At 67.9% G+C, this 18987-nt stretch carries 15 protein-coding genes and 1 other RNA gene; 13 read left to right on the forward strand and 3 right to left on the reverse strand.

Annotated features, from left to right (window positions below):
• The first annotated feature begins 114 nt into the window (after nucleotides 1-114).
• The 3 genes from ribBA (at nucleotide 115) to nusB (ending at nucleotide 2365) form a co-directional block, all read left to right on the forward strand.
• The gene (gene ribBA / locus ACFOPH_RS01670) at nucleotides 115-1227 is read left to right on the forward strand and encodes a bifunctional 3,4-dihydroxy-2-butanone-4-phosphate synthase/GTP cyclohydrolase II (RefSeq protein WP_312552544.1); all 1113 of its coding nucleotides are present in this window, start codon (nucleotides 115-117) and stop codon (nucleotides 1225-1227) included.
• 171 nt (nucleotides 1228-1398) lie between these two features.
• The gene (gene ribH / locus ACFOPH_RS01675) at nucleotides 1399-1881 is read left to right on the forward strand and encodes a 6,7-dimethyl-8-ribityllumazine synthase (protein WP_312552543.1); all 483 of its coding nucleotides are present in this window, start codon (nucleotides 1399-1401) and stop codon (nucleotides 1879-1881) included.
• A gap of 13 nt (nucleotides 1882-1894) precedes the next feature.
• Complete coding sequence (gene nusB, locus ACFOPH_RS01680; RefSeq protein ID WP_312552541.1) at nucleotides 1895-2365, forward strand: transcription antitermination factor NusB; 471 nt, start codon at nucleotides 1895-1897, stop codon at nucleotides 2363-2365.
• Between the two features lie 376 nt (nucleotides 2366-2741).
• On the opposite strand, the gene ACFOPH_RS01685 is transcribed toward nusB, so the two are convergent.
• Nucleotides 2742-3608 carry a transglycosylase SLT domain-containing protein gene (locus ACFOPH_RS01685; protein WP_379737844.1) on the reverse strand — a complete coding sequence of 289 codons (867 nt, stop codon included), beginning with the start codon at nucleotides 3606-3608 and terminating at the stop codon, nucleotides 2742-2744.
• 529 nt (nucleotides 3609-4137) lie between these two features.
• On the opposite strand from ACFOPH_RS01685, the gene ubiD reads away from it, so the two are divergent.
• From ubiD to ACFOPH_RS01730, 9 genes are all read left to right on the forward strand, one after another.
• Complete coding sequence (ubiD, locus tag ACFOPH_RS01690) at nucleotides 4138-5637, forward strand: 4-hydroxy-3-polyprenylbenzoate decarboxylase (RefSeq protein ID WP_312552539.1); 1500 nt, start codon at nucleotides 4138-4140, stop codon at nucleotides 5635-5637.
• A gap of 92 nt (nucleotides 5638-5729) precedes the next feature.
• Nucleotides 5730-6416 (forward strand): type 1 glutamine amidotransferase domain-containing protein, encoded by a 687-nt coding sequence (locus ACFOPH_RS01695; protein WP_379733056.1) that lies wholly within the window; start codon nucleotides 5730-5732, stop codon nucleotides 6414-6416.
• Between the two features lie 52 nt (nucleotides 6417-6468).
• An RNA gene (gene ffs, locus ACFOPH_RS01700) (signal recognition particle sRNA small type) lies at nucleotides 6469-6567 on the forward strand.
• Between the two features lie 225 nt (nucleotides 6568-6792).
• Nucleotides 6793-8250, forward strand: coding sequence for a methyl-accepting chemotaxis protein (locus ACFOPH_RS01705; RefSeq protein ID WP_379733058.1), 1458 nt, complete (start codon nucleotides 6793-6795; stop codon nucleotides 8248-8250).
• A 117-nt stretch (nucleotides 8251-8367) separates the two neighbouring features.
• Complete coding sequence (locus tag ACFOPH_RS01710) at nucleotides 8368-10605, forward strand: DNA polymerase III subunit gamma/tau (protein WP_379733060.1); 2238 nt, start codon at nucleotides 8368-8370, stop codon at nucleotides 10603-10605.
• Nucleotides 10606-10650: 45 nt separating this feature from the next.
• Complete coding sequence (locus ACFOPH_RS01715; RefSeq protein ID WP_379733062.1) at nucleotides 10651-10977, forward strand: YbaB/EbfC family nucleoid-associated protein; 327 nt, start codon at nucleotides 10651-10653, stop codon at nucleotides 10975-10977.
• Between the two features lie 21 nt (nucleotides 10978-10998).
• Entirely contained in the window at nucleotides 10999-11589 is a 591-nt protein-coding gene (recR, locus tag ACFOPH_RS01720) for a recombination mediator RecR (RefSeq protein ID WP_312553755.1), read from the forward strand.
• Between the two features lie 113 nt (nucleotides 11590-11702).
• Entirely contained in the window at nucleotides 11703-12839 is a 1137-nt protein-coding gene (locus ACFOPH_RS01725) for a glycosyltransferase family 4 protein (protein ID WP_379733064.1), read from the forward strand.
• 10 nt (nucleotides 12840-12849) lie between these two features.
• Nucleotides 12850-13662 (forward strand): DUF2334 domain-containing protein, encoded by an 813-nt coding sequence (locus tag ACFOPH_RS01730; protein ID WP_379733066.1) that lies wholly within the window; start codon nucleotides 12850-12852, stop codon nucleotides 13660-13662.
• Here ACFOPH_RS01730 and ACFOPH_RS01735 read toward each other — a convergent pair.
• Nucleotides 13641-13922, reverse strand: coding sequence for a hypothetical protein (locus tag ACFOPH_RS01735; protein ID WP_312553746.1), 282 nt, complete (start codon nucleotides 13920-13922; stop codon nucleotides 13641-13643). The genes ACFOPH_RS01730 and ACFOPH_RS01735 overlap by 22 nt on opposite strands.
• 206 nt (nucleotides 13923-14128) lie before the next feature.
• Between ACFOPH_RS01735 and ACFOPH_RS01740 the strand changes: the two genes are divergently transcribed.
• On the forward strand, nucleotides 14129-16540 hold the full coding sequence (locus ACFOPH_RS01740; protein WP_379733068.1) for a penicillin acylase family protein: 2412 nt from the start codon (nucleotides 14129-14131) through the stop codon (nucleotides 16538-16540).
• A gap of 208 nt (nucleotides 16541-16748) precedes the next feature.
• Here the strand turns inward: ACFOPH_RS01740 and ACFOPH_RS01745 are convergent, their stop codons facing one another.
• Nucleotides 16749-18986 (reverse strand): putative bifunctional diguanylate cyclase/phosphodiesterase, encoded by a 2238-nt coding sequence (locus ACFOPH_RS01745; RefSeq protein WP_379733070.1) that lies wholly within the window; start codon nucleotides 18984-18986, stop codon nucleotides 16749-16751.
• Nucleotide 18987 lies beyond the last annotated feature (1 nt).

Here is an 18987-nt window from a genome sequence, read left to right on the forward strand (position 1 = left end):
CGGCGGGCCGATTAAATTGTCGGGCCAGGATGGCCGGCAGAGGCGGCCGGAAGCGGGTAAATCCTTTAAAATAGCGGATTACGCATGACGCGTCACGTATTCGAGGAATTCAAGATGTCTATCTCCAGCACCCAGGAAATCGTTGCCGAACTGCGCGCAGGGCGCATGGTCATTCTGGTCGACGAGGAAGACCGCGAGAACGAGGGCGACCTGGTGCTGGCGGCGGACTTCGTTACGCCCGAAGCGATCAATTTCATGATCCGCCATGCGCGCGGCCTGGTCTGCCTCACCCTGTCGGAAGAAATCTGCGACCGCCTGGCGCTGCCGATGATGACGACCCGTAACGGCACTTCCTTCGGCACCAACTTCACCGTCTCGATCGAGGCGGCCGAGGGTGTCACCACCGGCATCTCGGCGGCCGACCGCGCCCGCACCATCCAGGTGGCGGTGGCGAAGAACGCGAAACCGGACGACCTGGTCCAGCCGGGCCACATCTTCCCGCTGCGCGCGGTGAAGGGCGGCGTCCTGATGCGCGCCGGCCATACCGAAGCCGGCTGCGACCTGACCGAGATGGCGGGCCTGACCCCGGCTTCGGTGATCTGCGAGATCATCAAGGAAGACGGCACCATGGCGCGCCTGCCGGACCTGATCGAGTTCGCGAAAGAGCACAACCTGAAGATCGGCACCATTGCCGACCTGATCCACTACCGCAGCCAGAACGAGAGCCTGGTCGAGCGCGTGGCCGAGCGCACGCTGGCCACCGCCCAGGGCGAATTCAAGCTGATCGCCTGGCGCGACAAGCCGAGCGGCTGCGCCCACCTGGCGATGGTGCACGGCGACATCGACCGCGACGCCGAGACCCTGGTGCGCGTGCACCAGCCGGTGTCGATCCTCGACATCCTGGAACACAAGGCGACCACCCACTCCTGGACCATGGCCTCGGCGATGGAAGCGATCAAGAACAGCGATGCCGGCGTGCTGGTGCTGCTCAACTGCGGCGAGAGCGCCGAGGAGCTGTTCGCCCAGTTCGCCTCGATCGATGCCCCGGGCGCGCGCCCGAGCGGCCGCGCCGCGACGATGGATCTGCGCACCTACGGCATCGGCGCCCAGATCCTGAAGGAACTGGGCGTGGGCAGGATGAAGCTGCTGGCCAATCCGCGCAAGATGCCGTCGATGACCGGTTTCGACCTGGAGGTCACCGGCTACATCGCCAGCCCGGTGGCTTAAGCCTCGGCAAACCTACTGCGCGTCGAACTGTTGGTCTGCGATGCTCGCTGTACAACCGTACAGCTGCGCTTCTCGACCAACATTTCTTCCGCTCGCTACGGTTTGTCGAGGCTTCGATGACGCTGTAGGATTCATATTTATTTAAAACGAACATAGAAGAAGAGGTCAGCCATGACGGTAGGAACTTATGAAAGCAATTTGACAGGCGAAGACCTGCGTATCGGTATCGTGCAGGCGCGTTTCAACGCCGACGTTGGCCACGGCCTGCTGTCGTCCTGCCTGGCCGAGCTCAAGCGCCTGGGCGTGGCCGACGAGGACATCCTGCACGTGACCGTGCCGGGCGCGCTGGAAGTGCCGCTGGCGCTGCAGAAGATGGCCGAGACCCAGCAGTTCGACGCGCTGATCGCGCTGGGCGCCGTGATCCGCGGCGAGACCTACCACTTCGAGCTGGTCTCGAACGAGTCGGGCGCCGGCATCACCCGCATCGGCCTGGACTACGGCATCCCCATCGCCAACGCCATCCTGACCACCGAGAACGATGCCCAGGCCGAAGCACGCATGGCCGAGAAGGGCAGCGACGCGGCGAAAGTCGCGGTCGAGATGGCCAACCTCCTGATGGCGCTCGAAGAGCTGCATCCGGAAGAAGAAGAGTAATAGAAAGATCGACATGAACGACAAGACCACCCACGCCAACCCGAGCAAGAACCGCACCCCGCGCCACCGCGCGCGCGAGTTCGCGCTGCAGGGCCTGTACCAATGGCTGCTGAACAACGAGCCGTCGAGCACGGTGGCCAACAACATCCGTAACGCCCACGGCTTCGACAAGGCCGACGGCGAGTTCTTCTCGGCCCTGCTGAACGGCACCATCAGCACCTCGCTCGAGCTGCGCGAGACGATTTCGCCGCTGATCGACCGCGGCATCGCCGAACTGTCGCCGATCGAGCACGGCGCGCTGCTGCTGGGCGCCTACGAGCTGAAGAACCACCCGGAAATCCCTTACCGCGTCGTCATCAACGAAGCGGTCGAGCTGACCAAGTCCTTCGGCGGCATCGATGGCCACAAGTACGTCAACGGCGTGCTGGACAAGCTGGCCGGCAAGCTGCGCCCGGAAGAGGTCGTGGCCGACGCGCGTCGCTAATATATATTAGTAGTGCCGGCTGACAAGCCACCGTTGCCTCGCGGCGCGGTGGCTTTTTTGTTGGGTTTTCGTAGGGTGGGTTCTTGAACCCACGCGGTACGGCGGGTGCGAACCCGATCCACTGCCGTAGTCTTGTAGGGTGGACACCTGTGTCCACGCGGTCGTGCTGTGACTTGCCACCGTTGCAAACAATAATCGATTACGCTGACGTGCGGACTGTTGACAGCCCCTTCTCATCTCGCCCGCCGTACCGCGTGGACGCAGGTGTCCACCCTACGCCCCCGCCACGGCCGCAGGCCGCAAAACTGCCGCACCAACAAAAAAAGCCACCGCGAGGGTGGCATGGGAGGAGTGCGTTTGAGCTGGCGGTGCGCGCTTACAGGTTCGCCAGCGCTTCGGATTTGGTTTCGGCGACAACCGCGTCGCCGGCCTTGACCGCGGGCGTCGTGGGTGCGCTTTTCTTGACCACCATCTGGGCGGGCGCCGGCGGCGTGCGGGTCGGCACGTACTTGCCGCGGGCAACCTGCTTCAGGCGGTTGTACTCGGCCAGCACCTTGGCGCCGTAGCCGGAGTCGGAGTCGAAATCGGCCGCGCCGACATAGGTCTTCAGGCCGCCTTCGACCGAACCGGTGCGCTTGACGTAGTCCTTCAGGATCTGGGCGCCGACACGGATGTTGGCGACCGGATTCAGCGCCGCCTCGGCGCCGCCGACCTGCTCGAACTTGTCGTGGTGGACCTTGGCCATCACCTGCATCAGGCCCTTGGCGCCCATCGGGCTTTCCGCGAAGGGATTCAGGCCCGATTCGATCGCCATCACGGCCAGGATCAGCAGCGGGTCGAGCTTGATCTCGTGCGCCGTCATGTAGGCGGTCGAGACCAGCATGTTGGCGGCGTCGCCGGCCACGCGATAGCGCTTGGCGAGCCAGGAGGTCACGTTCTGCTGCTGCTTGGCGGTGCCGAGCAGCTTGGCGTCCTTGATGTCCTCGGCCTGGTCGACGGCCACGGCCTGGGCCACGGGTTGCGCCGGCGCCGCCGCGACGACTGGCGCGGGAGTGGCGGCGGGTGCTGCGGCTTCCGGGTGCAGCAGTTCGGAAACTTTTTTCGCCGCATCGGGATTCATGTAGAGCAGGGCCAATACCGCCACTGCCGAAAGACCAAACACGGTCAGGGTGTGCTGCATGGTGGTCAACAGACCACGTGCCGATTTGCTCACGGAATTCCACGTGACTGGCTGGCTGGCCATGGTATGGACGAGCCTTGCGCTCGTACCGAACAAACGATTGATCATCGAAGTCCCCTTTGTCGCGGCAAAAACCGTCCCGTCGCGGCGCTATCGAGCGCTGCGTGGTGGTTACCAATGCCGTGCATCAGAAAAATCGTCAGGCCGCCCATCCTTGGGGCCGGCCAAAACGCCGTCATTGCTTTGCTACAGCTGGACGAGGAACCCAGGGCGGGTGACGTACCAGTGGCTCAACAACTGTCTCGGGGGTTGAAGGCAGACGCCTTGTGAAAACACTCCTCAAAATGTCATGTGGGGCCCCGACCCCGTGAAGTTATGAGAACGGCTACAATCAGCTTAAAAACGTGGCCGCCTCATCAAGTAGGGCAGATTGTAGGAGGTCGCATATACCAAGTCAATACTAGCACGAACGCCCTTTATAACTTTTAAATCTTAACTTTGCAGAGCGAGCTCATCAATACCGTGGCAAATCAAACACTTGGCAGCGGAATTTGATTAACCTCAAGCAATGCAAAAAAACAAGTAAAACTTGATGAAATATTCGGATCTTCGGGATTTTATGTCCCAACTGCAACAAACTGGCGAATTAAAAGAGGTCGCGCTGCCGGTCTCGACGCATCTCGAGATGACGGAGGTGGCCGACCGCACCCTGCGCGCCGCCGGACCGGCGCTGCTGTTCCGGAATCCGACGGATGCGCGGGGCGCCGCCCATGGCATGCCGGTGCTGGCCAACCTGTTCGGCACGCCGCAGCGGGTGGCGCTCGGCATGGGGGCCGACAACGTCAGTGAACTGCGCCGCATCGGCCACGTGCTGGCGCGCCTGAAGGAGCCGGAGCCGCCGCGCGGCTTCAAGGACATCATGGGCATGGGTTCGCTCGTCAAGGCGGTCTGGGACATGGCGCCGAAGGAAGTGAAGGGCGCGCCCTGCCAGGAAATCGTCTGGGAAGGCGACGACGTCGACCTGGCGCGCCTGCCGATCCAGCATTGCTGGCCGGGCGACGTCGCGCCCCTCATCACCTGGGGCCTGGTGATCACCAAGGGACCGAACAAGAAGCGCCAGAACCTGGGCATCTACCGCCAGCAGGTCCTGGGCCGCAACAAGGTCATCATGCGCTGGCTGGCGCACCGCGGCGGCGCGCTGGATTTCCGCGAACACGCGCTCGCCAATCCCGGCCAACCCTATCCGGTGGCGGTGGCGCTGGGCGCCGACCCGGCCACCATCCTGGGCGCGGTGACGCCGGTGCCCGACGCCTTGTCCGAATATCAGTTCGCCGGCCTGCTGCGTGGCCAGCGCACGACGCTGACGAAAGCCATCGGCAGCGAGCTGCGTGTGCCGGCGTCCGCCGAGATCGTGCTGGAAGGGCATATCTACCCGGACGAGAAGCACCCGTCCGGCTTCGAGCATGCGGTCGAAGGTCCCTACGGCGACCACACCGGTTATTACAACGAGCAGGACAGCTTCCCGGTGTTCACGATCGACCGCATCACCATGCGCCGCGACCCGATCTATCACTCGACCTACACCGGCAAGCCGCCCGACGAGCCGGCCGTGCTGGGCGTGGCGCTGAACGAGGTCTTCATCCCGCTGCTGCAGAAGCAGTTCAGCGAGATCACCGACTTCTACCTGCCGCCGGAAGGCTGCAGCTACCGCATGGCCGTGGTGCAGATGAAGAAACAGTACGCCGGCCACGCCAAGCGCGTCATGTTCGGAGTCTGGAGCTTCCTGCGCCAGTTCATGTATACCAAGTTCATCGTGGTGGTCGACGAGGACGTCGACGTGCGCGACTGGAAGGAAGTGATCTGGGCGATCACGACCCGGGTCGACCCGACGCGCGACACAGTATTGGTCGACAACACCCCGATCGACTACCTCGACTTCGCCTCGCCGATCAGCGGCCTCGGCAGCAAGATGGGCATCGACGCCACCAACAAGTGGCCGGGCGAGACCAACCGCGAATGGGGCACGCCGATCGCGATGACGCCGGAGGTCAAGACCCGGATCGACGCCATCTGGCAACAGCTGGGCCTGTAACCGGCGCCTTCGATTCCCACCGGCACCCGTGCGTCGTGCGGGGCCGGGTCGGGCTAGACTCGGGGCTTGACCACGACGCCTACGGAGGCCCGATGAAGATCCTGATGGTGCTGACCTCGCACGACCAGCTCGGCGATACAGGCAAAAAAACCGGCTTCTGGCTGGAAGAGTTCGCCGCACCTTATTATGTGTTCAAGGATGCCGGCGCGCAGCTGACGCTGGCATCGCCCAAGGGCGGCCAGCCGCCGCTCGACCCGAAGAGCGACGAACCGGATGCGCAGACCGAGGCGACGCGCCGTTATCGAGGCGACCCGGCGGCGCAGCAGGCGCTGGCCAATACCGTTCCGCTCGCAGGCGTGAAGGCCGAGGAGTTCGACGCCGTGTTCTATCCCGGCGGCCACGGTCCGCTCTGGGACCTGGCGCAGGACGCCGATTCGATCCGCCTGATCGAGTCCATGTTCGCTGCCGGCAAGCCGGTCGCCGCGGTCTGCCACGCGCCGGGCGTATTGGGTCAGGCGAAAGGCGAGGGCGGCGCGCCCCTGGTCCAGGGCAAGCGCGTGACGGGCTTCACCAATACCGAGGAAGCGGCGGTCGGCCTGACCGAGGTCGTCCCCTTCCTGGTCGAGGACATGCTGGTCAGGAACGGCGGCCAGTACAGCAAGGCCGAGGACTGGGCGCCCTATGTCGTCACCGATGGCCTGCTGGTTACGGGGCAGAATCCGGCCTCGTCGGAACCGGGGGCGCAGGCCTTGCTGGCGCTGCTGGACAAGCGTTCCTGAGCGTCTCGCATTTCCGGCCCCAAAAACAATGGGGTCGGTTATAATGTGGGCTGGCGGGCCCCTGCGCATTGTGGCATGGTTTACCTGGTCAGGTCGGGAACGAAGCAGCCAAAGCCGTTCACCGCAAGTGCCGCAGATCAGGCTCGCCTCCTTCCTCTCTTCTTTCTCCCGTCCTCCTTTTTTCGCTTCTCTCCAGGCGCGCTGTCCTTCCATTGGTCGCAACAATTGTTTGGCTTTAATGAACTATTGTTCATGCCAGTTGAAGTCCGTACAAGAAAATGACGGATTTGCGCAACAGGGCGCTTCAGTAGTGCGCTGAGGAAATTTTTGTTGTTGTATTCTTCCGTTTTCGGTAAATACGTTCAGGCGGAAGAAAATGAGCAATTTGCGTGTGGAGGAGACGCTGCGCCAGCAGTCGCACAAGGCTGACTGCCTGGTGCTTGGCATTCTTTGGGCAATGTTCGTGCTCGCCCTGGCCTTGTCCGGCTTGCACGATACGCTGGGCTGGGCACTGGCCGTGGGTCTCCCGACGGCGTTGGTGCCCACCGTGATGGTGTTCCTGGCTGGCGGCGCCCCCGCCAATCGTTTCGCCAACGCCATTGCCCTGATTGTCATGTGTGCCTTGCACATCCACCAGGGCGCCGGACGCGACGAGCTGCATTTCGGCCTGTTCGTGGTCCTTGCCTTCCTGTTGTGCTACCGCGACTGGAAGGTGATCGCCGTCGCCGCCGCGGTGACGGCGCTGCATCACCTCTCGTTTAATTACCTGCAAGAACTCGGCTATGGCGTGCGCTGCCTGGCGCAGCCGGGCATCGCCATCGTGCTGGTCCACGCCGGCTACGTGGTCGCGGAAACGGTCGTGCTCTGCTACCTGGCAGTGCTGCTGCGGCGCGAAACGGTGCAGGCGGCGGAGTTGCGCGCCAGCGTGGCGGCCTTGCAGGGCGAGGGCGGAGAGATCGACCTGCGTGCCGACGAGGCGGTCCGCAGCGACAGTGCCCGTGCCTTGCGCGACGTGGTGCGCCTGCTGCAGCGCGCCCTGGCCAGCGTCCAGCACAGCGTCGGTGCCACCGGCAGCGCTGCGCGCCAGATCGCCCAGGGCAATGCCGAGCTGTCGCTGCGCACCGGACGCCAGGCCGAGGCGATCCGGGCCACGGTCGCCTCGATGGCCGAACTGACCGCCACCGTGCGCCGCAATGCCGGGCACGCGCGCCACGCCGACGAGCTGGCCGGTTCCGCATCGAGCGTGGCCGCGCGCGGCGGCGAGGTGGTGGGCCAGGTGGTCGGGCGGATGGCGGCGATCGATGCCTCGTCGCGCCGCATCGCCGACATCATCACGGTGATCGACGGCATCGCTTTCCAGACCAATATCCTGGCGCTGAACGCGGCGGTCGAGGCCGCGCGCGCCGGCGAGCAGGGGCGCGGCTTCGCGGTGGTGGCCGGCGAGGTGCGCAACCTGGCCCAGCGCTCGGCGCATGCCGCGCGCGAGATCAAGGCGCTGATCGAAGAGTCCGTGGCCGAGGTCGGCGCCGGCAGCGCGCTGGCCCAGCAGGCCGGCCGTACCATGGACGAGGTGGTCGAGAGCGTGCGCCAGGTGTCCGGCATCATCGGCGAGATCAGCGGCGCCAGCGCGGCCCAGGCCCAGGGCATCGCCGCGATCGGCGCGGCGATGGGCGCGATGGACGAAGACACGCGCGAGAGCGCGGCCATGGTGCGCGAGGCGGCCGCGGCCGCGCAAGCGCTGAAGGGCCAGGCCGACGAGCTGGCGGGCGTGGTCGCGGTATTCCGCCTGGACAACAGCACGACGCCGGCGCGGCCGGCCTTGACGCAAGCCTGAAACAGGAGAATGAGAGAAGGGGGAGAGGGAAGTAGAGAAATCGAACATCTACCGCGAACATTGCCGGCCGGGCCCGGCAATGTTCGCGGCAGCGTCCAACTGCGGTAAAATCGCGGCATGTCCTATCAAGTCCTCGCCCGCAAATACCGTCCCAAGAACTTCGAAACGCTGGTCGGCCAGGAGCACGTGGTGCGCGCGCTGTCCCATGCGCTGCACACGGGCCGCCTGCACCACGCCTACCTGTTCACGGGCACCCGTGGCGTCGGCAAGACCACGCTGTCGCGTATTCTTGCCAAGTCGCTCAACTGCACCGGCCCGGACGGGCAGGGCGGGATCACGGCCGAGCCGTGCGGCGTCTGCGAGGCTTGCCGCGCGATCGATGCCGGCCGCTTTGTCGACTATATAGAGATGGACGCCGCCTCGAACCGCGGCGTCGACGAAATGGCGCAGCTGCTCGAGCAGGCCGTGTACGCGCCCAGCAATGCCCGCTTCAAGGTCTACATGATCGACGAAGTGCACATGCTGACCAATCACGCGTTCAACGCGATGCTGAAGACCCTCGAGGAACCGCCCGAGCACGTCAAGTTCATCCTCGCGACCACCGACCCGCAGAAGATTCCGGTGACGGTGCTGTCGCGCTGCCTGCAGTTCAACCTGAAGCAGATGCCGCCGGGCCACATCGTCGGCCACCTCGAGAACATCCTCGGGCAGGAAGGCGTCAGCTTCGAGCAGCCGGCGCTGCGCCTGCTGGCGCAGGGCGCCCACGGCTCGATGCGCGATGCGCTGTCGCTGACCGACCAGGCGATCGCCTATGCCGCCGGCGCCGTCACGCTCGACGCCGTGCAGGGCATGCTGGGCGCGCTCGACCAGTCCTACCTCGTGCGTCTGCTCGACGCCCTGGCCCAGGAAAACGGCGCCGACTTGCTGTCCGTGGCCGACGAGATGGCCAGCCGCAGCCTGTCCTACAACGGCGCGCTGCAGGATCTCGGCACACTGCTGCACCGCATCGCGCTGGCGCAATCGGTGCCGGGCGCGGTGCCGCAGGACCTGCCGGAACTGGCCGACATCCTGCGCCTGGCCGAGCTGTTCGACCCGCAGGAAGTGCAGCTGTATTACCAGATCGCCGTGCACGGCCGTAACGAGATCGGCCTGGCGCCGGACGAGTACGCCGGCTTCACCATGACGCTGCTGCGCATGCTCGCCTTCCGTCCGGGACAGGGCGGCGCCGAGCGCATCGCCGCGCCGGCAGCGGCCGCGGCGCCGCGCGTGGCTGCGCCGGCGATGAGAGCGGCAAGCACGGCAAGCACGGCGGCTGCGGCCGCGCCGGCGCCGACGAGCGCAGGCGCGCCGCCACGTCCGGCGCCTGCCGCGCCTGCCGCCGCGCCGGCCCCTGCCGCCGCCAATCCGGCGCCGGCCATGAATTCCGCACGCGCCGCGATCAATGCCGCACTCGAGGCGGCGCGCGCCGCCTCCGGCCAGCGCACGGCGCCGAAGCGTCCGGGCGCCGACGCGGCGGGTGTGCCCCCTGCATCGGCTCCGGCCGCGGCGCCGTCTGCGCCAGCGGCAGCCGCGCCGCCGGGCCGTCCGATCAACGTCGGCCCGAGCGGCGCGCCGCCGTCGGCGCCGGGCGCGCGCATGGCGCCGCCCGCACCCGCTGCCCCTGCTGCCCCCGCGGCCGGCATGCCGCCGCCGCAGGCCCGCGCCGGCGCCGCGCCGCCGCCCTGGGACCGTCCGCAAGCCCAAGCCCACGCCCAAGCCCAGGCACAGGCCCGGCCGCAACCGCAGGCGCGCGCCCAGTACGAGGACGCGCCGGGCGAGGACGAGCCGCCATCCTGGGTCACCGAATTTTCCGACGACACGGCGGTTGCCGCCGAAGCGCCCGCCGTGGTGGCGCCGGCCCCGGCCGTGCGTGCCCCGGCCGCGCCGCCGCACGCCTACGTCATCACGCCGGTGCCGGCGATCGACTGGGACGGCAACTGGCCGGCCCTGGCCGCCTCGCTGCCGCTGCGCGGCGTGTCGCAGCAGCTGGCGTTCCAGACCGAACTGGTCGCTTGCCATGCCGACGCCGGCGCGGCGACCTTCCGCCTGCGCGTGCCGGTCGATACCCTGCGCGCCAGCGGCAACAGCGAAAAGCTGCAGGCCGCCTTGCAGGAACGTTTTCCCGCCGTGCGCGTCAATCTGGAGACCGAACTCGGTCCGACCTGGTACACCGCCAGCGCCGAAGCGAAGGCCGCGCGCGAGGAGCGCCAGCGCCAGGCCGAGGCCCTGGTTGCCGGCGACGCTTTCGTGCAGGACATGGAACGCACGTTCAACGCGTTCGTGGTGCCCGGCTCGGTCAAGCCGCCGGTCGCCTGAACCGCACACCCTTTCTCACCATCCGACTTATTGGAGAATCGCATCATGATGAAAAACCAGCTCGCAGGCTTGATGAAACAGGCGCAAGCCATGCAGGACAACATGAAGAAGGCGCAAGAGCAGCTGGCCCTCATCGAAGTCGAAGGCCAGTCCGGCGCCGGCCTGGTGAAGGTCACGATGACCTGCAAGAGCGACGTCAAGCGCGTCCAGATCGATCCGTCGCTGCTGGCCGACGACAAGGACATGCTGGAAGACCTGGTCGCCGCCGCCTTCAACGACGCCGTGCGCAAGGCCGAAGCCACCGCCGCCGAGAAGATGAGCGGCCTGACCGCCGGCATGCCGCTGCCGCCCGGCTTCAAGATGCCGTTCTAAGCCAGGAGCGCCGCGCCCCACATGTCCAAGTCGCTCGACTTCCTGACCGAGGCGCTGCGCCGCCTGCCCGGCGTCGGGCCGAAATCGGCCCAGCGCATGGCTTTCCACCTGCTCCAGCACGACCGCGAGGGCGCCGCCATGCTCTCGCGCGCGCTCTACCAGGCCGTCGATACGGTCCACCACTGCACGATGTGCAATACCTTCGCCGACACCGAGGTCTGCGAGATGTGCGCCGACGAGGCGCGCGACCACGCGCTGCTGTGCGTGGTCGAGACCCCGGCCGACCAGATGATGATCGAGCAGACCCTCACCTACAAGGGCCTGTATTTCGTGCTGATGGGGCGCCTGTCGCCGCTGGACGGCATCGGTCCCAAGGACCTGCACCTGGAAAAGCTGGTCGGCCGCGCGGCCGACGGCGTGGTACAGGAAGTGGTGCTTGCCACCAATTTCACCAACGAGGGCGAAGCCACCGCCCACTACATCAGCGAGATGCTCAAGGCGCGCGGGCTGAAGGTCAGCCGGCTGGCGCGCGGGGTGCCCGTCGGCGGCGAGCTCGAGTATGTCGACGCCGGCACGATAGCGCGCGCCATGCTGGACCGCCGCACCGCATAATGGTCCGCACAACAACCGAGTAGCCCGGAAGCGGGGCCTGCACGTTTGCGTGCGCGCAATCGATGTTCGAGGTCCGCTGCTATCGTAGGCACACTTTGAGCGGACCCCCGAACATGCATCTCGTCGACATCACGATGTTCTACGCCGCCGAAGGCAACGGCGTGAGCACCTACCTGAACGCGAAGGCGCGCTGGCTGGCGCGCCATAGCCGCGTGCGGCATACCATACTCAGTCCCAACGTCGACAGCGGCGGCGAGGCGCCGGCGCTGGTGCGCGTGCCGGCCGTGGCGCTGCCCGGCATCAATGGTTTTCGCATGCCGACCTCGGTGCGGGCGCCCGCGCGCCTGCTGCACCAGGCCCGGCCCGACCTGATCGAGGTCGGCGACGCCGGCCACAGCGCCTGGGCGGCCCTGCGCCTGCGGCGGCGTCTCGGCGTGCCGGCGATCGCCTTCTACCATTCCGACCTGCCGCGCCTGGTGCGCCCGCGCTTCGGCCAGGCGGCCGAAGACGTCACCTGCAAGTACCTGGCCCACCTCTACCGCCAGTTCGACCTGGTGCTCGCACCCAGCCGCGCCATGGTCGAGCAGCTGCACGAGATCGGCGTGCCCGACGCCCGCCACCAGCCGCTGGGCATCGACAGCAGCGTGTTCGATCCCCGGCGCCGGGTCGAGACCCTGCGCGCGCACCTGCGCCTGCCCCCGAACGCGCGCCTGCTGGTGTATGCCGGGCGCTTTACGCCGGAGAAGAAACTGCACCTGCTGATCGACGCGGTGCGCAAGCTCGGCCGGCCCTATCACCTCCTGATGATCGGCGGCGGCGCCGACCTGCCGCGCTACCCCCAGATCACCTACATCCCGTTCAAGCGCAACCAGCGCCAGCTGGCGCGCCTGCTGGCCAGCTGCGACGTGCTGGTGCACCCGGGCGACTGCGAGACCTTCGGCCTGATCGTGCTCGAAGCGATGGCCTGCGGCCTGCCGGTGGTGGCCACCACCGGCGGCGGCGTGGCCGAACTGGTCGACGACCGCACCGGCATCCTGGCGGCGCCGAACAGCATCGACAGCCTGGCCGGCGCGATCGAGGCAGTCTACGCGCGCAAGCTCGCCGAGCTCGGCGCCAACGCGCGCCGCAAGGCCGCCGAGTACTACGACTGGAACGAGATCCTGCCCCAGGTCATGCGGCGCTACCAGGCGGTGCTCGGCACCCGCGAACGCGACGAGCCGGGCGCGGAGCGCATCTGTGTCACCGATTGAGCCGGCCGTAGTGAAGACCCCCTTGCCGCCGTCGTTGCCGCCGTCGCTGCCCGCATCCGCGCCGCCGCTGCTGTGCGTCTCGATCCACGACGTCGCCCCCAGCACCTGGGACGACTGCGCGCGCCTGGCGGCGGCGCTGCGCGAAATGGCGGACCTGCCCTTGAGCTGGCTGGTGGTGCCGCGCTACCACGGCCGCCTCGACGACGATGCCGCGCTGCGCGCCGGCCTCGACGCGGCGCTCGGCCGTGGCGACGAACTGGTGCTGCATGGCTACACCCATCTCGACACCGGGGCGGCCAGCCAGGGCCTGCGCCAGCGCTTCCTGCGCGGCGTCTACACGCAGCGCGAAGGCGAGTTCGCCGCACTGGACGCGCGAGAGGCGCGGCGCCGCATCGCGCTCGGCCTGGACTGGTTCCGCGCACGCGGCTGGCCGGTGAGCGGCTTCGTGGCGCCGGCCTGGCTGATGGGGCAGGGCGCCTGGGAAGCCCTGGGCGATTTTCCTTTCGTCTACACGACGACCTTCACCCGCTTCCACTTGCTGGAACGGGACAAGCGCGGCGGACCGGACCAGGCCCTGTTCGCGCCCTCGCTGGTGTACGCGGCGCGCAACCGCAGCGGGCGCGCGCTGTCGCCGGTGGCGGCGGAACTCGTCGCGCGCTGGCAGGCGCGGGCGCCGCTGGTGCGCTTCAGCTTGCATCCGCCGGACGCGCGCCATCCGCGCCTGCTGGCGCATGCCCAGGACCTGGTCGAGCGGCTGCTGCGCACGCGGCGGGCGGTGACCAAGGAGACCTGCGCGCGGACCTACCAGCCGCGGCCCCAGTAGCCGCCGTACCAGCCCGGGCCCCAGGGACCGCCGTAATACGGCCCATAGTTGGCGGCGCGCTGGACTTCGTCGCGGGTGCTCAGCTGGAGGATGCAGTTACGCCACTGGTCGGATTCGCGGGCGAAGCCGAGGCGGTCGCAGGCGGGGCCGTAGACGACCATCAGTTCCTGCATTTCGGCCTGTTTGCGCGCGGCCCTTTCCTGTGGAGTAGCGCAGGCGCCCAGCACGAGCACCGCCGACAATACAATGAGAGTACGCATGATTGACTCCATGATCGCGGTTGTCCGGAATCCGGATCCGATTCGAGCTTAGCGCAATCGACCGCAAGTCGCTCGATCCGCCCAAATCGCGCGCACACCCGGGGCTGCCAGCTGTCGCTATGGAGCGGGCGTGGCTTTCCTCTTTGTAAATGATGGCTTTTCTGGCAAGATGCCTGAGTTTAATTATAAGTAACAAGAGGACACACATGCGCAAGCGCGGCTGGAAGCTCTGGACTGCACGCATCCTGGCGGGCCTGTCGCTGCTCTTACTGCTGGCGGGACTCGCTGCCTGGCTGTTCCTGCGCGCCAGCCTGGCCCAGCTCGACGGCGAGCGCAGCGTGCCCGGCCTGCAGGCGCAGGTCACGGTCGAACGCGACGAGATGGGCGTGCCGATGCTGCGTGGCGAAGACCGGCTCGACCTGGCGTATGCCACCGGTTTCGTGCATGCCCAGGAACGCTATTTCCAGATGGACCTGCTGCGCCGCACCGCCGCCGGCGAGCTGGCCGAGCTGTTCGGCCCGCGCGCCCTGCCGCTGGACCGAGCGCGCCGCCTGCACCGCTTCCGCGCCCGCGCCCGGCTTGCCCTCGACAACTTCACGGCGCAGGAACGCGCCTTCGTCGAGCGCTACGTCGCCGGCGTCAACGACGGCCTGAACGCCCTCCAGGCGCGTCCCTTCGAATACCTGCTGACGGGCGCGGCGCCGCGCGCCTGGCGCGCCGAGGATTCGCTGCTGGCCGTATGGGCCATGTACATCGACTTGCAGGGCAACCTGGAGGGACGCGAACTGGCCCGCGGTTGGCTGCGCGAGCACTGCGACGCCGCCCAGCTGGCCTTCCTGCTGCCGCAGGCGACCCGCTGGGACACGACGCTCGACGCCGGCGCGCACGCTGCCCCGCTCGAGGCGCCGCTGCCGGCCGGGGCGCCCGCATGGTGGGGCCGCGCCGCCGCGACGCCAGTCACCCTGGCGCAGTCGTCCTCAGCCGATTTCGTCGATTCCGTCGGCAGCAACAACTACGCGATCGCCGGCAGCCGCAGCACCACCGGCGCGGCCATCGTCGCCGACGACATGCACCTGGGCCTGCAACTGCCCAACATCTGGTACCGGCTGGCGATGTCGCTCCCCGACGGCGAGAACGGCCGGCGGCGCCTGGTCGGGGTGACGCTGCCCGGCGCGCCGCCGCTCATCATCGCCGGCAGCAACGGCCAGGTGGCCTGGGGCTTCACCAACAGCTATGGCGACTACCTCGACCTGGTCGAAGTCGCGGGCGACCCGGCGCGCCCTGGCGAAGTACGCACCGCGGCGGGCTGGGAGCGCGTCACCGAGCACGTCGAAACCATCGCCGTGAAGGGCGCGCCGGCCGAGCGCCTGGCGGTGCGCGAGACCTCGCTCGGCCCGCTGCGCACGGTGGGCGGCAGGCAGTTCGCGGTGCACTGGGTCGCGCACCACCCGCAGGCGGTCAACCTGAACCACCTGAAACTGGAAGGCGCGGCCACGCTCGCGCAGGCGCTGGACATCGCGAACACCGACGGCATCCCGGCGCAGAACTTCGTCGGCGGCGACAGCGCGGGCAATATCGGCTGGACCATCGCCGGCAGGCTGCCGCGCCGCGCCCAGGCCGGCGTCGAGACCACGTTCCCGCTGGCGCTGGACGCCGGCGTGCCGACCTGGGAGGGCTTGCTGGCGCCGCAGGAGTATCCGCGCGTGCTCAATCCGCGCGACGGCCAGCTGTCCACGGCCAACAGCCGCCAGCTGCTGGGTCCCGCCTCGGCGCTGCTGGGCGACGGCGGCTTCGATCTGGGCGCGCGCAACAGCCAGCTGGCCGACCGCCTGCACCGGCTGGGGCCGCGCACCGACGTGCCGGCCGCCTTCCAGGTCGCGCTCGACGACCGCGCGCGCTTCATCGCCTTGTGGCGCGAGCGGGCGCTGAACGTGCTCGATCCCGCCGCCACCAATGGGCAGCCGCGCCGCGCCGAGTTCCGGCGCCTGCTGGAAACGAGCTGGAACGGCCGCGCCGACGTCGATTCGAGCGGCTACCGGCTGGCGCGCAACTTCATGTGGGCGCTGCACGACATCGTCTTCGCCGGCGCCAATGAAGAGCTGGCGAAGCTCGACCCGAAGGCCAGCGTCGGCAGCGCCAATCCGCGCTGGCCGGCGGTGCTGGCGCGCCTGCTCGACGCCAAGGCGCCGGGCTGGCTGCCGCCCGGCCACCAGGACTACCGGGCGCTGCAGTTGGCGGCGATCGACCGCGTGATCGCCGACCTCGACCGCGAGGGCGTGCCGCTGGCGAAAGCGACCTGGGGCCAGCGCAACACGGCGGCGATCTCGCATCCGATCGCGCTGGCCGTGCCGGCGCTCGGCCCCTGGCTCGGCGCGCCGCGCGACCGCCTGCCCGGCGACGCCCACATGCCGCGCGTGGCCGGGCCGAAGTTCGGCCAGTCCGAACGCCTGACGGTGTCGCCGGGACGCGAGGAGCAGGGCCTGTACAACATGCCGGGCGGGCAGAGCGGCCATCCGCTGTCGCCCTTCTTCCTGCGCGGCCACGAGCAGTGGGTAAAAGGAACACCGACGCCGCTGCTGCCGGGAGCGGCAAAGCACACGCTGACCTTGAAACCGTAGGGTGGGGTCATTGATGCCGGGGGCATCAATGACGTGCCCACGCGTAAACGATGAGAAGACGCGGCGCTTTATAAACGCCAACACGACGCAAACGTCTACGCCAACACGACGCAAACGTCACGCGTGGGCACGGGGCGCCCACCCTACGCACCTCATGTCCGGTTTGCCGTTGCCCCCGGTGGCGAGGTTCGCGCTGGTCCCGGGGGCGTCAGCGCACCGGCAGCACCAGGCGCAGCTTGCCGAGCATCTGCGTGATCGCCTCGGCCGTCGACGGGTGGCCCAGGAAGTAGCCCTGCACCATGTCGCAACCGTACTCCTCGAGCAGCACCAGCTGTTCGTCGGTCTCGACCCCTTCGGCCACCACCGCCATTTTCAGGCCGTGCGCCATGGCGATGATGGCGCGCGTGATCGCCGCGTTCTCGGAGTCCTGGGGCAGGCCGCAAATGAAACTGCGGTCGATCTTCAGCGCGCGCACGTCGAAGCGCTTCAGGTAGTTCATCGACGAGTAGCCGGTGCCGAAGTCGTCGATCGACAGGTAGACGCCGATGCCGCGCAGGCGCTCGAGCGTGGCCATGGTCGCCTTGGCGTCGTCCATCAGCGTGCCTTCGGTCAGTTCGAGCTCGAGCAGCTTCGGGTCGAGCCCGGTGTCGTCGAGCGCCGAGAGCACGATCTGCGACAGGTTCTCGTCCTTGAACTGCTTGGCCGAGAGGTTCACCGCCATGCGCAGCGCGCGCCGGTCGTGGCGCTGCCAGGCGCGCGCCTGGTTGCAGGCGGTGCGCAGCACCCACTCGCCGATCGGCACGATCAGGCCGGTCTCCTCGGCCAGCGGGATGAACTCGGTCGGCGAAATCACGCCGCGTTCCGGATGGCGCCAGCGCACCAGCGCCTCGACGCCGACGATCTCGGAGGTGCGCACGTCCAACTGAGGCTGGTACAGCAGGTAGAGCTCGTCGTTCTGCAGCGCGCGCCGCAGGCCGACCTCGAGCTTCACGTGGCTCATGATCTGCATCGTCAGCGACGAGCTGTACAGTTTGGCGTTGTTCTTGCCGCAGTTCTTCGCGTGGTACATCGCCGTGTCGGCGTACTTCAGCAGCGAGCTGCTGTCGTCGCCATCCTCCGGGAACAGCGAGATGCCGATGCTGGCGGTAACAAAAATCTCGTTGCCGTCGATCAGGAAGGGGCGCCGCATCGCCTCCTTGACGCGGTGCGCGACGTTGAGCGCGTGCTCGACCCGCTCCAGGTCCGGGATCAGGATCGTGAATTCGTCGCCGCCCAGGCGCGCCAGGTTGCTGGCCGGGTCATGCCCGATATCGTCTCCGCCGGCGTCGCCGCGCGACACCAGATCGCTCGGGCGGATCGTCTCGCGCAGGCGTTCGGAGACGATCTTCAGCAGGTGGTCGCCGACGTTGTGGCCGAGCGTGTCGTTGATGCGCTTGAAGGCGTCCAGGTCCATGAACAGCACCGCGAACTTCTTGTTGCCGATCTTCGAGCGCTGCAGCTCGCGCTCCAGGTTCTCGAGGAAGGCCTGGCGGTTCGGGATGCCGGTCAGGCTGTCGCAATAGGCCAGGCGCCGGATCTGCTCCTCGGTGCGCTTGCGCTCGCTGATGTCGCGCACCAGGCCCAGCACTTCCGAGGGGCCGGTGGCGACCAGGCGCGCCTCGAAATGCTGGACCGTGCCGAAGCGGATCAGCTCGTACTCGACCGAGCGGATCTCCTGGGTGCGCAGCACTTCGCCGAGCTGGTCGAGCATGCGCGCCGCGATCGGCCGCGGCAGCACTTCGGTGATGTGGCGGCCGATGCAGCGTTCGCTCGAGAAGGGGGCGTTGTCCCCGCGGCCGGGGGCGCGTGCCGGGCCATCGAGGCCCGGCACCGACGAACCGGCGCGGTCGAGCACCGTCCTTTCCTGGCCCGGCCGCTCGTGGCCCGGCCGCTCGTGGCCCGGCTCATAATCGAGGTAGAAGCCGTCGCGGTCCATGCGGAAGAAGGTGTCGGGAATCGCCGCCAGCACCGCGCGGTTCTGGGCGTCGGCGATGCGCAGGCGCGCGATGGCGTCGCTGGCACGCAGCACGTAGAGTACGCGGTGCCCGAGGATCGGCCAATTGATCGGCTTCGAGACGAAGTCGGTGGCGCCGGCCTCGTAGGCGCTGGTGACGGCCTCGATGTCGTCGCCGCCGGTGACCATCACGATCGGCACCAGTGCTCCGCCGGCCTGGTCCTGGCGGATCGCGCGGCAGGCGGCGAAGCCGTCCATGTGCGGCATCTCGACGTCCATCAGGATCAGGTCCGGACGCCGTTCGCGCGCGAGCCGCACCGCCTGGCGGCCGTCCTCGGCCTCGATCGCGTCCAGGCCGACCTGCTTGATCATCTCGAGCATCAGCAGCCGCATGACCGGGTCGTCGTCGGCGACAAGCACGACGCCGCGTTGGGAGGAGGGGGTAGCGGGCATG

The sequence above is a fragment of the Massilia haematophila genome, from assembly GCF_042647645.1.
GTDB classification, from domain to species: Bacteria; Pseudomonadota; Gammaproteobacteria; order Burkholderiales; family Burkholderiaceae_D; genus Telluria; species Telluria haematophila.

Bases quoted from the DNA above. Each gene is read 5' to 3' on its own strand.
- ribBA (WP_312552544.1), top strand. From the start codon at position 115: ATGTCTATCTCCAGCACCCAGGAAATCGTTGCCGAACTGCGCGCAGGG.
- ribH (WP_312552543.1), top strand. From the start codon at position 1,399: ATGACGGTAGGAACTTATGAAAGCAATTTGACAGGCGAAGACCTGCGT.
- nusB (WP_312552541.1), top strand. From the start codon at position 1,895: ATGAACGACAAGACCACCCACGCCAACCCGAGCAAGAACCGCACCCCG.
- ACFOPH_RS01685 (WP_379737844.1), bottom strand. From the start codon at position 3,608: ATGGCCAGCCAGCCAGTCACGTGGAATTCCGTGAGCAAATCGGCACGT.
- ubiD (WP_312552539.1), top strand. From the start codon at position 4,138: ATGAAATATTCGGATCTTCGGGATTTTATGTCCCAACTGCAACAAACT.
- ACFOPH_RS01695 (WP_379733056.1), top strand. From the start codon at position 5,730: ATGAAGATCCTGATGGTGCTGACCTCGCACGACCAGCTCGGCGATACA.
- ACFOPH_RS01705 (WP_379733058.1), top strand. From the start codon at position 6,793: ATGAGCAATTTGCGTGTGGAGGAGACGCTGCGCCAGCAGTCGCACAAG.
- ACFOPH_RS01710 (WP_379733060.1), top strand. From the start codon at position 8,368: ATGTCCTATCAAGTCCTCGCCCGCAAATACCGTCCCAAGAACTTCGAA.
- ACFOPH_RS01715 (WP_379733062.1), top strand. From the start codon at position 10,651: ATGATGAAAAACCAGCTCGCAGGCTTGATGAAACAGGCGCAAGCCATG.
- recR (WP_312553755.1), top strand. From the start codon at position 10,999: ATGTCCAAGTCGCTCGACTTCCTGACCGAGGCGCTGCGCCGCCTGCCC.
- ACFOPH_RS01725 (WP_379733064.1), top strand. From the start codon at position 11,703: ATGCATCTCGTCGACATCACGATGTTCTACGCCGCCGAAGGCAACGGC.
- ACFOPH_RS01735 (WP_312553746.1), bottom strand. From the start codon at position 13,922: ATGCGTACTCTCATTGTATTGTCGGCGGTGCTCGTGCTGGGCGCCTGC.
- ACFOPH_RS01740 (WP_379733068.1), top strand. From the start codon at position 14,129: ATGCGCAAGCGCGGCTGGAAGCTCTGGACTGCACGCATCCTGGCGGGC.
- ACFOPH_RS01745 (WP_379733070.1), bottom strand. From the start codon at position 18,986: ATGCCCGCTACCCCCTCCTCCCAACGCGGCGTCGTGCTTGTCGCCGAC.